Here is a 14937-nt window from a genome sequence, read left to right as displayed (position 1 = left end):
ATATATTCGCTATTGAAATTTGTTAAACTGACCGTCATTGTGACTGACAATGGCGGTTTTTTTATGCACGTTTTTAATGGTATAAGACAAAAAACGCTACAGAAGATGACACGCAGACAAAAGCATAAAGGCAAAAGTATGAAAGTATTGGGTTTAGAGACGTCTTGCGATGAAACGGGGCTGGCAATTTTTGATAGTGAGCTGATAGACACTGACAATCAAGGTTTGGTCGGGCAAGTGCTGTATTCACAAATAGAGCTGCATGCACTCTATGGCGGCGTCGTGCCTGAGCTTGCCAGCCGCGATCATATTCGTAAGCTGGTACCTTTGCTCAATGAGTTGCTAGAGCAGTGTGATATTGAAAAAAGCGAGATTGATGCTATTGCATATACCAAAGGCCCGGGACTGATTGGCGCGCTGATGACGGGTGCATTATTTGGGCGCAGCTTGGCATATGGCTTAGATATTCCAGCGATTGGTATTCACCATATGGAAGGACATCTGTTAGCACCGCTGATGGGTGCAAATCCACCCGCCTTTCCGTTTGTATCGCTATTGGTGTCAGGTGGCCATACTTTGCTTATTGCTGCTCATGGCATCGGGCAATATGAGATATTAGGTGAATCGATCGATGATGCCGCAGGTGAATGCTTCGACAAAGCCGCTAAAATGCTAGGCTTGCCTTATCCTGGGGGTCCTAACATTGCCAAGCTTGCCGAGACGGGTAATCCTGATGCTTACTCATTACCACGTCCGATGTTACATCGTGGTTTAGACTTCTCTTTTAGTGGGATGAAGACAGCTGTACATAACCTGATTAAAGACACTCCCTGCTCAGGGGGTTCAGGCAATGTTGCCGACAGTGATCCACAAGTTCGCGCTGATATAGCGGCCAGTTTTCAGCATGCTGTGGTCGATACGCTGGTGAAAAAATGTGTTAAAGCACTTAAGCAAGTAGAGATGAGCCGCTTAGTTATAGCTGGCGGTGTGAGTGCTAATAGCCATTTACGCGAAACGTTAGAAGCTGAGTTGGCAAAAATAAACGCCACTGTGCATTATGCACCACCAGCATTATGTACGGACAATGGTGCGATGATTGCTTATGCCGGTTACGAGCGCCTGCAAGCGGGTCAATCAGATGATTTGGCGGTGAGTTGCGTACCGCGCTGGCCGATGACAGAGCTACCAGCGGTTTAAAGGTGACTTTCTCAATACGCTATTCGCTAACCTTTATTAAACCTAAGGATGACCTATGCAGTGGATTGCGATTGGTTTAGGCGCCGCACTGGGCGCGTGTTTGCGCGGCTGGCTTGCACGCTTCAATCCGCTGCATCATTGGATACCACTGGGAACGCTTGGCGCTAATGTATTGGGTGGACTGCTGATAGGGCTCGCTCTAGTGTGGTTCGGGCGGATGGGTAGCGGCTTGTCTGACAATGTGAGACTGTTCGTAATCACTGGGTTTTTGGGTGGGCTGACGACGTTTAGCACTTTTAGCGCGGAGGTCTTTACCTTCGTCAATGACGGTCGTCTGCTGGCAGGATTGGCGCTCATCGGTCTACATGTAGGACTGACATTATTGGCAACAGCGCTTGGCTTTTATTTGTTTAAGCTGATTTTGTAATCTTTGATAGATGTTACTCACTTAATGGTCTGATTTGAGTAGTTCTTTTATTGCAGTCTATTTTAAGTGATCTATTAATTGGTTTTTGGCACCTTTTAGGTGGTTCCCTTAGGGTATGCCCTAATTAAGGCTTATTAACCTGACCTAAAAACAATATCGCATCGGTTTTATTGTCTTTAATCATAAAGATAAACGGATGATCGGCTTTGAATACAGGTGGCGGAGCAGCAGCAGCAGTTGCATCGGCAACAATACCCGTCGCTGCTGCCGCTTCGGTGCCTTTCTCATCCACGATGACCACTGCTTTATGATAGACATCGTCAATTTTTATGGGCGGGCTATTATCGAATAAGTTGAACCCAGCACCTTTTTCAAAAGCCCTTGGCATACCCATATCCGTGAGTAGGTTTTTCATCTGGTAGCTTGCTTCAAGCTTAAACTTTGGCAGATGAACATTCACTTCTTGAGTGACTAAATCTTTACTCCATTGCTTAATCGTATCAGCGCTCAAATCCTGCACCAGCTGCTGCATTGCTGCTTTGTCTTTCGATTTTGGTAATACTACGAGCATAGATAAGTCATCACCCTTGTAAGGCAATTGCACGACCTGCACTTGCTTATCCTCGCTATAACCAAAATGCTCCTGTAGTTGCATCATTTTGATGTTAGGACTCGTACCTATATGATTATAAAAAGGCTGCTCAGTGGTGCTCTGAACCTCGAAAGGTACTTTCCAATCGCCCTTAAAATAAATGGCGTTGGTTAATACGGCAACTGTAATGGGCTTGATACTGCCCTTTGGTAGCAACTCAGGAATCAATTGATTGGTATGCTGAGCAATTTTTTTATTAATGATGAGGCGCGAAGGATTAGGATTGCTTTCAAAATCAAGGTTAGTCACTTGCCCCCCGTAATAACGTTGTACCGTATCTACGTAGGATTTAGTAGGTGTTAACCCTTGTTCCATCCATAAATCGTTAACCGTGGCAAGTTTATAATCAGGATTGGGTTTGTTAAATTGATTATAGAGCGCGGCGCTATTGGGATTGAGAATATCCATTGAGGGATAATAAAAGGTCTTTTGAATTTGCGCTTTCGTTTCCCCTTCTGCTGCGGCATAGAGCATTGCCATCGCAGTGGACAGGCTGTACGGCGAGAAAAACACGTTGTCATCTGCTTGCCCAGTATGTCCATTGATCTGTCGGTACATGGCAGTGGCAAACTGATTGTTGGCGGTAGTGACTTTTTCGATGCCGTCTGGTGTTGACGCAGAAGCATCAGCAGCAATAAAATAAACTGGGCTATCTGCTTGAGCGTCAGCGTTGCTTTTAGCTTTATCTGGTAAGGATGATTTTTCTGGATTTGATGCGGTATTAACTACGCTATCAGTGGGCTTAGTACCCTTCATTGTGCTGTCACAACCAGTAACTACGAATAATAGGCTGCTGACTGCCAATGCACCCATGACACGATTACCGTATAATTTTTTAGGATAACAATACTGGTTATTCTTCATATCTGCTTCACTAATAATGTAGAGTTAAGATGATGCCATTCTAGTATAATCTCTACAATCGTTTAGTCTATTTTGGTAAGCGTACTATATTTTTAATCCTAATTAGTGACTTTAACAGCCTACAGTTCGAAGCCTGTATAGGGAACTAGACCAGTGCGAGCGTCTGATTGGTTCGCCATAGGTATGCCTAACAATACTATCTACTAATGTATTTAAGATCATCACGATAGGCATGTAAATGATAAATTGTAGTGTTATCTTGATTAACGAACAGGACGAACAGCTATGAAAAAAAGGCTAGCAACATTTTTACTGACTGGCATTCTGCTGACAGGGTGTCATAAAGCCATTGTTACTCAAATAAGTAGTTCTCAAAACGTAGTTTCAGCCGTAAAATCAGCTGTTGAAAAAGAATTTGAAGACATTGCAGTACAAGCTAATCAAGGCGATGCTGAGGCTCAATATAGCCTTGCAGTAATGTATGACGAGGGCGAAGGTACACGCGAGGATAACGCTAAAGCCATTGAGTGGTATACAAAATCTGCCAACCAAGGATATGATCTTGCTCAATATAACCTTGCAATTATGTACGACGATGGCGAAGGGGTAGATCAGGATCGCTCTAAAGCTATTGAATGGTTCACAAAAGCCGCTAATCAAGGCTATGCTAAGGCTCAACTTGAACTTAGTAGAACTTACTACAATTACGATGGCAAAGGTACACGTGAGGATTACGATAAGCATATCGATTGGCGCACAAAAGCTGTTAACCAAGGGATTGGTCCGATGAAATTCATCAATGGCGTACCACATCGAAAGAGCGAGCGTGTGCGTCAAAATGATGCCAAAGTCGTTGAGGCGTGGCAGAAATTAGCTAACCAAGGCGATGTTGAGGCTCAATTCAACATTGGTAACGCTTACTACGAGGGTAAAGGTGTACGTCAGGATTATCCTAAAGCTATCGAGTGGTATACAAAAGCCGCTGACCAAGGATATGTTCCTGCCCAATACCAACTTGGAACAATCTATAGCTATGGCGAAGGTGCTCCTCAGGATTATGCTAAAGCCGGTAAGTGGTATCTAAAAGCCGCCAATCAAGGAGATGCTAGATCTCAATATAATCTTGGCATGATGTATCTTAATGGCATAGGCGTACGTCGAAATACAGTTATAGCGAAAAAGTACTTTTCCAAGGCTTGTGACAATGGATATCAATTAGGTTGTAACAACTTGGGTATAAGGACAGAGGATGAATAAAGACTAGGTTATTAGGGAATATCCTAGTCAAAGAATCACAAAGCTAATCTTATCAAGTACACTCAGATGTACACTAATTAAACCCAATAGCCTATAACTATTGAAATCGCTTAGCTACAGGCTAAAATTCAAGTCCTCACTAGGGAACCGTCATTTACCATAATGCTCGTCATAACGTAAGAGAGCGGACGATATTTCTTAACTGGAATAATTTAGTAAATAGCGAAATATTAAACCGGCTTTACTATTCCTTGTAGCAAACTCGCAAACCCTTGCATATAAGCGGTATCTTGGCTCGATGTGCGTGTCGCTGCATACAGCTGGCAATGCACACCATCACCCAGCGGTCGCGAGACGACCCAACCTTTTTTCTCATATTCAGCAACGACCCAATCAGGTAAGGCCGCCACACCGCGTTCACTAGCGACCAGCTGGATCAGCATCGCCGTCAACTCTGTCGTACGAATACTATCAAAACTGACCTGCGCTGGCGTCATAAAATTGGCAATGATATCGAGACGCTTGGCCTCTACCGGATAGGCAATCAAGGTTTCTTCAGTCAAATCACTGGGCTCAATAAACTCTTGCGCGGCCAAATCATGCGTTGGTGAAAGTACCAAGCGACTTTCATACTCGAATAGGGGCTGATAGCTGATACCCTCTATTGGTAAGTCACTGGTGGTAATTAATAAATCGATATCACCTTCCATTAATAAATGATGTGGCTCAGGTTCAAAACCCGTTGCAAAGTCCAGCTCAACGTCTGACCACTCGCGGCGATAATGATTGAGAATCGGCATCAGCCAATCAAAGCAGCTATGACATTCAGAAGCCAGACGCAATCTGCCTGCTTGACCATGCGCTAAGCGTTTAAGGTTGGATTTGGTACGGGTAACTTGCGGCATTATGCTGTCTGCGAGGGCGAGTACCGTTTTACCCGCAGGCGTAAAGGTGAGCGGGCGTGTGCGGCGATTGACCAAGCTGATATCGTAGTAATTCTCTAGCTCTTTTAGCTGATGAGACACTGCAGAGGCGGTGACATGCAGCTCATCGGCGGCCGCAGCAAGTGAACCATGCGCTCGTAATGCAGTTAACGTATTGAGATGACGAAGCTCTAGCATAAGACAGCCTGCCTACTAAGTTGAGAAAAATTCATTATAGTACATATGTTGCTGACTTTCATTCATAGCGTATGATTAATGATTAATGAGCCATGAACAGCTAGCGCTTGCGTAACAGTAGCTGTGAGATAATGACCAATATTAAAGAAGCGACTAATAATAGTGTACCAATAGCATTAACTTCTGGCTTGAGTCCTACTCGTACCATGGAATAAATACGTAGCGGTAAAATCTCATAGCTGGGGCCAGTGACAAAAGTGGAAACCACTACGTCATCTAGCGATAAAGTAAAGGCGAGTAGCCAACCTGCCATTACCGCTGGCAGAATGACGGGAATCAGTACCGTACGCACCATCGTTGATTCGTTAGCACCCAAGTCGCGGGCGGCTTCCATCAAGCGCTCATCCAAGCTGCTTAAACGTGCAAACACAGTAATAACCACAAACGGCAGGCAAAAGGTAATATGAGCTAATAGCAGCGATACAAAGCCCAACTGTAGACCAATCAATAAAAATAATGCGAGTAATGAGATAGCCAATACAATCTCAGGCGACATCATCAGTACAAACAACAGCCCATTTAGTAAGCCTTTGCCACGAAAGTTGTAGCGATGTAAGGCAAGAGCAGTCAATGTACCGATCAAGGTTGAGACGGTGGCAGCGACCAAACCCAAAACGATAGAATGCCAAAAAGCATCGAGCATCGCTTGGTTATTAAATAGCGATTCATACCACTTTAAGCTAAACCCGCCCCAGTTATAGCCAATTTTTGACTTGTTAAATGACATCACCACTAGGACAATAATGGGCAGATATAGCAAAGCATAAATCAGTCCGAGATAGCCTTTAGCCGCTATGCTGCCGATGCTAGGTTTCTTGATGTGACGCTTGTTCTTCACGGGTGAGTTCTTTAATGAGTTATTAGACATTAAGCCACCTCATTAAAGTCGGTCTTGCCGATGCGGCGACTACTGGCACGATAAGCGAGTAATAGTACGGCCATCGCTAGGGTCAATAATACGCTGGCAGCTGCGCCAAACGGCCAATCACGCGCATCCAAAAATTGATTTTTGATAATATTACCAACCAACAAGTTACGGGAGCCGCCCAAAATATCGGCCACATAGAACATGCCCATCGCGGGTAATAAGACTAATAGCACCCCTGAGATAATCCCAGGTGTGGTCAATGGTAGTACCACATGCCAAAATGTCTGCGTTTTCGAAGCACCCAGATCCTGCGAGGCCAGTAGCATGTCATTGCGCAAGTCAGTAAAGACCGCATATAACGGTAATACCATAAAAGGAAATAATAAATAGGTCAGTCCTGCTATGACCGCGCCCTGCGTGTATAAAATATCGATAGGGCTATCAATCACGCCTATCGTTAGCAGCAATTTATTAATCAAGCCATTATTGGCAAACAGCAGTTTGAGGGCATAAGTACGTACTAGAGAGTTCGTCCAAAACGGCAGGATGAGCATCATCATCAATAGCGGCTGCCAACGTACATTGGCTTTAGAGACCAGCCAAGCAAAAGGATAACCGAGCAGCAAGCAGATGACCGTGGTGATACCTGCCATCCATAACGAATGGACAAATACCTCAAAATACAGCGGATCAATCATGCGTACATAGCTGTCGATACTGACAGGCAAGCTAATAAAAGCGCTGCTATCGCGAGTCAGAAAGCTGACAGCGATGACCAATATATTTGGCAATAACGCAAAAATAAGCAACCAGCCCCAGATCAGCCATAGCGTTGCGGTCCGAAAAGGACTTTTGTTGCCCAAATTGAAACGGCTATTAGCTGCCATTAGCTGACATCCTTTTGCACAGACATGCCTTGATGTTCGCTCGAATTGGCGGTTGAATGGTCGATTGAATCGTCATCTGGTAGCACCCATTCCCAGCCATCCACCCATGAGACCTTGACCGCTTCATTTAACTTGTAATCAAAACTGGGGTCATCTTCATCAAAGAATTCAGAGGCTTTAATAATATGACCGTTTGCGAGTTCAATAATCGAGTCTAAGGTGCTGCCTTTATAATTACTCTCAATGACTCGGCCGAGTAAGCCACCATGTTCTTTATCATTGGGATCATAAATCCGTAAATCCTCAGGACGGAGTAGCAAGTTAACGATATCACCCACTTGCACGTCATTGGCAAAGTCCGGACGACGCAAATTACGTAATGTCGTCGGTCCGTCTTGCGCTTGCGATTCACATACTTCGACTTCGATACGCCCATTGCTGACTTGTCCATCACGATCTGGCTGGTCAGCGTAGACGCCTTTGACTTCTGCTCTGAATAAATTGGTCTCACCGATGAATTTGGCGGTAAATAAATTGGCGGGGGTTTCATAAATCTCGATAGGCGTGCCAATCTGCTGAAATCTGCCATCTTTCATCACCGCGATACGGTCTGACATTGACAGCGCTTCTTCTTGGTCATGAGTGACGAAGACAAAGGTGATGCCCAGTTCGCGCTGCAAGCGTTTGAGCTCAGACTGCATTTGCAAACGCAGCTTGTGGTCGAGCGCCGACAGCGGTTCATCAAGTAATAATAGTTTAGGACGATTAATCACCGCCCGTGCGATCGCCACACGCTGCTGCTGACCACCGGATAAATCTTGCGGTTTGCGATTGGCCAAATGCTCTAACTGCACCATGGCCAGCATCTCACGCACCCGCGTTTGAATCTCGTCTTTAGGAATTTTTTTAAGTTTAAGACCATAAGCAACATTTTGCGCAACGGTCATATGCGGAAATAAGGCGTACTGTTGAAACACGGTATTGACCGGACGCTTATCGGCTGACAAGCCTGCCATCTGTACACCATCTAGATAAATCGCCCCAGCGTTTGGTTGCTCAAAACCAGCAATCAAGCGCAGCAACGTCGTTTTGCCACAGCCTGATGGCCCAAGCAGTGTCAAAAACTCACCATGCTTGATATCGAGATTGATGTCCTTTAGCACTTCGGTTTGATCGTAGGTTTTTTTTAGACCAGTCAGTTGTAGCAGCACCTTATCGGCGTTCGGCGGCATAGAAGTTCTATGTGTGTTCATAGGTGAGTCATTCATAATATAGTTTCCTAAGCGCTCGATAGACTGGGGCCGCGACCAAATAAAATCGCTGCAATTTCGATGACTGGCCTGAGCGTAAGCGTGGTCTGGTTGCTGCGTATTATAACAAACCCTTGATATAAATCAGTGCAAGTTCGTTATAAGTTCGCCATACCATTTTATTATGGGCCAAAAATTCGTTCTGATAACCTTTGCTTTCTTCTTAGCATTCTTAGGGTCTGTTGAACATTCAAATATTAGGACTGCTGATTGCTAAAATCGTCCCAAACCTTTTATCAAATCAGGCGTAAACCGACGATAATGTCGAGACCTTAGCTAGGTTTACAACAACGTTTGGGGTGATTTTAGCATCAGCCTTTTAGGGCAGAGCTATTTTTTGCCAATACATGGCGAAATTATCTAACCTAGAATGACTAGGCGTCAAAAATTTCACTGCGTATTGTCTAAAAAATAGCCACTGCCAGTTCCACATTTGAATGTTCAACAGACCCTAGTGTCACAGGCTTATTATTGGTTATTTTAATGTGACTGACTGCCGCTTTACCAGCCATGACCATCTTTAAATAACGAGATTAAAAGCAATTTTTTTATGATTTTTCTCCCTTTATTCCTATACAATAATTTTGTGGTTAAGAAATACAGGAAGCCTGATATGTCGGGCAAAACGCTTAGCCAAGCCATGGTCAAAAAAAGAGATTTATTATTCTAATCATTTTATAATCAAGGAACCCTTATGCCTACTGATATCCGCCCAAAAACAGGTCAAGAAGCGCTCGAACTGCTAAAAGAAGGCAATACGCGCTACATGGATAGCCTCACCAACACTGATCCAATGATGCAAAGACGACCAGAACTGGTGAGTAATCAAGACCCGTTAGCCATCATTTTGGGTTGCTCCGATGCCCGAGTACCGGTCGAAATTGTATTTGATCAAGGCTTGGGTGATTTGTTTGTGATTCGGGTAGCAGGTAACGTGGTTGCGCCTTCGCAAATCGGTTCAGTAGAATTTGCCGCCGAAAAGTTCGGTACAAAGTTGGTCGTGGTCTTGGGACATTCGCATTGCGGCGCCGTCACTGCTTGTGTCGATGCACTGATCAACCCTGAGCAAAATTACTCGCCCAATTTACAGTCAATCGTCGATCGTATCCGCCCAAGCGTTTATAACTTACATGAGCTTGCTACTGCCAATGGGCAAGATGTCGATGCTGATGAATTGGTCAATCGCTCAATAAGTGCCAACGTGCGCATGTCGGTCAGCCAGCTTAAGCATGGTTCGCGGGCGCTAGAAGACTTGACCAACAGTGGTCAGTTATTGGTCGTTGGCGCAGAGTATGATTTAGAAACAGGGAAGGTACGGTTTTTAGATAGTTAGTCGTTATAAAGTTAATGGCTATTCTATTGTCAATATTATCAATAAAATAGCGCTAGCCTTACCTTTATTTTGGGTGAGGCTAGCGCGCTTGTGTTTAATAATTGAATATAACTATCCATATAGATTGACTGTATAGATTATAAGTTCTTACAAAATCCTATCATTAGTCCTGCCATTTTTTATTATGATGAGAGAGTTAAGCAAATCACAAATAGCGTGATTTGCTGATTTTTAACTTCCATAACTTGTCAACTATTAGGATAACTATGTCTACGTCAGCGTCCAATTCAACCAATAATAATGAAGCAACGATAGCGCAGCCTGCAAGCAGTGTAAATACCGCTGGCATTCAGCCCATTTCTGCACAGACTTCAGGCTTTACCTTTAACCACACCATGCTACGGGTAAAAGACCCTGTTAAATCATTGGAGTTTTATACTGGCGTGCTTGGCATGACTTTGCTGGCGGTAAAAAAGTTCCCTGATATGGAATTTGATTTATATTTCTTAGCCAAACTGACCGATAGCGAGCGTGAGAATTTACCCGCTGGTGAGGATTTAGAAATCTTTGCCTTCCGTCAGCGCGGTATTTTAGAGTTGACCCATAATTATGGTACCGAGACTAAATCTGACTTTAGCTATCACGATGGTAATAGTGAGCCACAAGGTTTTGGACATATCTGCTTTAGTGTGCCGAATCTTGATGAAGCGGTGGCTTGGTTTGATAAAAATAATGTCGAATTCAAAAAACGTCCCGAAGATGGCAGTATGAAAAATATCGCTTTTATTAAAGACGTTGACGGCTATTGGATCGAGATCGTACAAGCCGATTTGATGGGCTAGTTTTTAGGACCTGACAAACAACAGCGATGGCGTATCATTGACTTAAAAAGTTCACATATCAAAGGAGTGACCCCTGAATGCCTACCTCTGAGGCAGAAACCGCGGTAAGTAGTGAGACAGTTGCTGGATCGACAACGACAGATGCGTTGACGTATCAAAGCATCATCGATTCGGCGAATGGCATCCTGATTGGCTTTGTTGAGCGTATACCGCATTTTGTGGCTTCGCTCATCGTTATCCTGATTTTTTGGTTTTTATCGATTGTCTTCAAAAAAGTCGTACATAAACTATTGGGTAGCCGCAGTCGTCATCAAAACTTAGTTAAAGTGTTTCAGCGGGTAGGCGGTGCACTGATTATTTTCATTGGTTTTATGATTGCGATGGTCATTGCCGTACCAGGATTTACGCCTGCCAAACTGATTGGTGCGCTCGGTATTGGTTCGGTCGCTATTGGTTTTGCTTTTAAAGATATTTTTCAAAACTTATTATCTGGTATTTTGCTCCTTATCTCAGAGCCGTTTCGTATTGGCGATCAGATTGTCTCAGGGGAGTATGAAGGGACGGTTGAAGATATCAAAATCCGTGCGACGACCATCAAGACCTATGATGGTCGACAAGTGGTCATTCCAAACTCGGATTTGTATACTTCAGCATTGACTGTTAATACCGCCTATAAGCAACGCCGTTTGCAAGTCACCGTTGGTATTGGTTACGAAGATGATATCGAAGCAGCAAAGGCTGAGATTTTACGGGCGCTGGATAAAGTGGATAGCGTCTCTACTAAAGCCAATCCAAGCGTGATTGCGACAGGTTTTGGTGGCTCCTCAATCGATTTAATGGTGCGCTGGTTCATCGAAGATGGCACCCAAGCCAATAAAGTTGCCTCAATCCATCAAGTTATCGTAGAGATTAAGACAGCTCTTGATGCGGCAGGGGTGAACATACCTTTCCCAATACGTACCATAGATTTGAGCGACCCTTCTGTCACCTCTATTGTTAATAAAATGAACGAGCAGCAAGCGCTAGATGTGAATAAAGCTGCCACAGAGTAGTTGGGTTGATACACTGATAAATGTGTCATGCAACTGTTTGAATAGGTCACATTTTTAGACTGCAAAAAAACCGCCGTATCTTTTGATACGGCGGTTTTTTTATGCATTCAAACGTAAGCTTAAAAGCTTAATTTCTAGTCAGCTTTCACTTTAAAATCTGTGTGACATGATTTACAGCTTTGACCGACTTGGCCAAAGGCAGGCATAACGTCATCCATACTGGTAGCGTTTTGTGCTGCCGCGTTTAGCTCAGCCGCTGCTTGTTGAAAGCTATCTGCTTCAGCTTTGAAGCCGTCGACATTAGACCATACTGCTTCGGTGGCATTGCCAGCCGCTTCTTGATTTTCAAAATGACTCCAAGGCGTGGCAGCATCTTCTGCCAAAAACGCCGCCTGTTCTTTAAATACTTCTGCATCGAATGTATCAGGTGCTTCAGCCATATCACCCATGACACCCATCGCATCACCCCAACTTTTCATGCTGTCTTGGCGCGCTTTAACATCGGGGTCAGCTGGCGTGCTACAAGCGGTTATACCTAAAGCTGCTGCCATTAATGTGATGCCAAAAATTGATTTTAATGATTTGTTATTATGAACCTGTGCCATGAAAGTTACTCCTTTAATCTGGCTAATAGTAGGCGCGCTTGCAAATGCTAGCCCTAAATAAAAATATTATTATAAAACTGACTCTCGCCCTTTAGAAACGCAGTCGCTTCTAAAGGGTTTTTGCGAAAAATACATTCTATTGTAACGGTTATCTAAGTAATGACCGTTACAATAGTTGTTATCACATCGTAAAATTTGACTGCACAACATAGATTGTATAGTCAGCGAAAAGTAATATCGATACATCACGTGCTGATATTAATTTTTTGTAGCTTCTGTCTGCGCAGGCACAGCAAGCAAGAAAAATTGATATCAGCAATACCGTAGCGTTTTTAGAATATGTTGACTATATATTGTACAACTAGCTACCACAGTGGTTTTATAACTGAGGTTTATTATGACTAAGAGTTGTTATCATTGAGCTTCAGTGCAAACGACGCTCGTAGCACAACTATAGTTATAGCGACAGCCAATCACGTGGCTTGAGATAAAAATCTGTCAATTCAAACTCAGCTGAACCTGGCTCCGGCTCAAAGCGATAATGCCAGCTGGCCAGTGGCGGCATACTCACTAAGATAGACTCAATGCGTCCGTTACTTTGTAGACCGAACAGCGTACCGCGATCGTAGACCAGATTATACTCGACATAGCGTCCACGGCGATACAGCTGGAACTGGCGTTGCTCATCGGTGTAAGGTGTTTCTTTACGCTGCTCAAAAATGGGCATAATACCGTCAAGATAACCATTGCCTACCGCTTTCATAAAGTCAAAGCAGGTCTCAAAGTCCCAGCCGCGACTCTCTGTATTGACATCATCATAGAATAAGCCACCGATGCCGCGTTGTTCATCACGGTGACGCAGATGGAAGTACTCATCGCACCACTGCTTAAAGTCAGGATAGACGCTCTCGCCAAAAGGCGAGCATAAGTCATGACAAACTTGATGCCAATGGACACAGTCCGCTAGTACTGGATAAAAAGGTGTCAAATCAAAGCCACCGCCAAACCACCAAATGGGGTCTTCGCCCTCGGCTTCGGCGACGAACAAGCGCACATTGGCATGGCTAGTTGGGACATTGGGGTTTTTTGGGTGAACAACCAGTGACACACCCATCGCTTGAGCTTTACGACCTGCAATATCAGGGTGACGTGCGGTGGCAGAGGCGGGCAAGTTATGGACATGAATATGGCTAAACATGACCCCTGCTTTTTCAATCACCTCGCCATCTGCCAGCACGCATGAACGTCCACCGCCGCCCTCAGGGCGCTCCCAGTCATCAGGCACAAAGGTAGCGGGTTTAGTGTTGCTGCTGCCGTCACGCTCTTGTGCTTCTAACGCTTGGCAAATACGCGCTTGTAAGTCGACCAAAAATTCACGCACACGCATGATGTCATTTTTGGTTGGCGTCGTTGAATCTGCTGCTGACAGATTTGGAGAATTATCACTATTTGAAGTACTCATAAAAATATCTATTTATTCAGGTGTAGGGCGGTATTGAAATCTTTGTCGAGTAGATGACCCATGCGATCACGCTTGGTAGCCAGATAGTCTGCATTCATGTCGTTGACACCGACGACCAATGGTACGCGCTCCACGACGTCGATACCATGGCCAGTCAAGTAAGCGACCTTGTCTGGGTTGTTGGTAATGAGTCTCACCGCATCAACGCCCACATGGGCGAGCATCGGGCTGCACATATCATAAACGCGCGCGTCAGCAGGCAAGCCTAACATCAGATTGGCATCTAGGGTATCATGCCCTTGATCTTGCAGGGCATAGGCACGAATCTTGTTGGTCAGCCCAATGCCGCGACCCTCTTGGCGCAGGTATAAAATAGCGCCGCACCCAGTCTCTTGTATCGCTTGCATCGCGGTATTGAGCTGAGGGCCACAGTCGCATTTTAGTGAGCTAAAAGCATCGCCTGTCAAGCATTCAGAGTGGATGCGCACTAAGGGAATAGGTCGTTCTGCTAGCGCGTCATCCTTTTGCTGCAAGCCCGCGGCCTCTGTCTGTTGATCGACCACAGACAGACCGACAGTCAGCATTACATGCTCTTGACCGTCATCATTTTCAAAGATATGAATATCAAACTCGCCGTGACGAGTCGGTAATGTGGCACTGGTAATAAATTGATATGACATTAATGTCCTACATGAGCCGATCATCGAGGCGGTAGCGGATTCTGACATAGCCATATTATTATGGTTAAGGTGTTATCAGTATAACCGGTTCGTGAAGGCAGTGTGTTTATTGTGCTTATTATAAAAACACACAAAGTTCACAGACGACGCACGATGATTAAAGCGACAATTAAAAAAAAATGCTATTATGCCATACTATTTTAAGGGATACAGTGACAAGTCTTTGCCCTTACATTACTATGTCGTCACTAACGGCTGATATTGATGCCAGGCAATAAGGCATAATAGCAACGGTTGATGTCACAGCGTTAAGACTATCG

At 44.5% G+C, this 14937-nt stretch carries 14 protein-coding genes; 6 read left to right on the top strand and 8 right to left on the bottom strand.

Annotated elements, in window-relative coordinates; genetic code table 11:
- Positions 1-138 precede the first annotated feature (138 nt).
- Together tsaD and crcB are read left to right on the top strand one after the other, a co-directional pair.
- The gene (gene tsaD, locus HQR03_RS04235; RefSeq protein WP_173239286.1) at positions 139-1197 is read left to right on the top strand and encodes a tRNA (adenosine(37)-N6)-threonylcarbamoyltransferase complex transferase subunit TsaD; all 1059 of its coding nucleotides are present in this window, start codon (positions 139-141) and stop codon (positions 1195-1197) included.
- Positions 1198-1252: 55 nt separating this feature from the next.
- Positions 1253-1624, top strand: a complete 372-nt coding sequence (gene crcB, locus HQR03_RS04230) for a fluoride efflux transporter CrcB (protein WP_173239258.1) — start codon at positions 1253-1255, stop codon at positions 1622-1624.
- A gap of 124 nt (positions 1625-1748) precedes the next feature.
- On the opposite strand, the gene HQR03_RS04225 is transcribed toward crcB, so the two are convergent.
- The gene (locus HQR03_RS04225; protein ID WP_173239257.1) at positions 1749-3140 is read right to left on the bottom strand and encodes a serpin family protein; all 1392 of its coding nucleotides are present in this window, start codon (positions 3138-3140) and stop codon (positions 1749-1751) included.
- A 285-nt stretch (positions 3141-3425) separates the two neighbouring features.
- On the opposite strand from HQR03_RS04225, the gene HQR03_RS04220 reads away from it, so the two are divergent.
- Positions 3426-4397 (top strand): tetratricopeptide repeat protein, encoded by a 972-nt coding sequence (locus HQR03_RS04220; RefSeq protein WP_173239256.1) that lies wholly within the window; start codon positions 3426-3428, stop codon positions 4395-4397.
- 230 nt (positions 4398-4627) lie between these two features.
- Here the strand turns inward: HQR03_RS04220 and HQR03_RS04215 are convergent, their stop codons facing one another.
- The 4 genes from HQR03_RS04215 to potA form a co-directional block, all read right to left on the bottom strand.
- Positions 4628-5518 (bottom strand): LysR family transcriptional regulator, encoded by an 891-nt coding sequence (locus HQR03_RS04215; protein WP_173239255.1) that lies wholly within the window; start codon positions 5516-5518, stop codon positions 4628-4630.
- Between the two features lie 100 nt (positions 5519-5618).
- A complete protein-coding gene (potC, locus tag HQR03_RS04210; protein WP_101210743.1) occupies positions 5619-6446 on the bottom strand; it encodes a spermidine/putrescine ABC transporter permease PotC in 828 nt (275 codons plus the stop codon).
- Positions 6446-7333, bottom strand: a complete 888-nt coding sequence (gene potB, locus HQR03_RS04205; RefSeq protein WP_101210744.1) for a spermidine/putrescine ABC transporter permease PotB — start codon at positions 7331-7333, stop codon at positions 6446-6448. The genes potC and potB overlap by 1 nt, the downstream gene beginning before the upstream one ends.
- Positions 7333-8601, bottom strand: a complete 1269-nt coding sequence (gene potA / locus HQR03_RS04200) for a spermidine/putrescine ABC transporter ATP-binding protein PotA (RefSeq protein WP_173239254.1) — start codon at positions 8599-8601, stop codon at positions 7333-7335. Before potA ends, potB begins: the two co-directional genes overlap by 1 nt.
- A gap of 736 nt (positions 8602-9337) precedes the next feature.
- Between potA and HQR03_RS04195 the strand changes: the two genes are divergently transcribed.
- From HQR03_RS04195 to HQR03_RS04185, 3 genes are all read left to right on the top strand, one after another.
- Complete coding sequence (locus HQR03_RS04195; protein ID WP_025651940.1) at positions 9338-9976, top strand: carbonic anhydrase; 639 nt, start codon at positions 9338-9340, stop codon at positions 9974-9976.
- A 395-nt stretch (positions 9977-10371) separates the two neighbouring features.
- A complete protein-coding gene (gloA, locus tag HQR03_RS04190; RefSeq protein WP_413771500.1) occupies positions 10372-10818 on the top strand; it encodes a lactoylglutathione lyase in 447 nt (148 codons plus the stop codon).
- Between the two features lie 77 nt (positions 10819-10895).
- Positions 10896-11870, top strand: coding sequence for a mechanosensitive ion channel family protein (locus HQR03_RS04185; RefSeq protein WP_173239253.1), 975 nt, complete (start codon positions 10896-10898; stop codon positions 11868-11870).
- A 134-nt stretch (positions 11871-12004) separates the two neighbouring features.
- Here HQR03_RS04185 and HQR03_RS04180 read toward each other — a convergent pair whose 3' ends face one another.
- The 3 genes from HQR03_RS04180 to ribA form a co-directional block, all read right to left on the bottom strand.
- On the bottom strand, positions 12005-12475 hold the full coding sequence (locus tag HQR03_RS04180; protein ID WP_173239252.1) for a c-type cytochrome: 471 nt from the start codon (positions 12473-12475) through the stop codon (positions 12005-12007).
- 457 nt (positions 12476-12932) lie between these two features.
- On the bottom strand, positions 12933-13937 hold the full coding sequence (gene hemF, locus HQR03_RS04175; protein WP_173239251.1) for an oxygen-dependent coproporphyrinogen oxidase: 1005 nt from the start codon (positions 13935-13937) through the stop codon (positions 12933-12935).
- An 8-nt stretch (positions 13938-13945) separates the two neighbouring features.
- Entirely contained in the window at positions 13946-14617 is a 672-nt protein-coding gene (ribA, locus tag HQR03_RS04170) for a GTP cyclohydrolase II (RefSeq protein ID WP_173239250.1), read from the bottom strand.
- Positions 14618-14937 lie beyond the last annotated feature (320 nt).

This window comes from Psychrobacter okhotskensis (assembly GCF_013248965.1).
GTDB classification, from domain to species: domain Bacteria; phylum Pseudomonadota; class Gammaproteobacteria; order Pseudomonadales; family Moraxellaceae; genus Psychrobacter; species Psychrobacter okhotskensis.
Note: the sequence above shows the minus strand (reverse complement) of the source record. Positions and strands in the feature narration are given on the sequence as shown.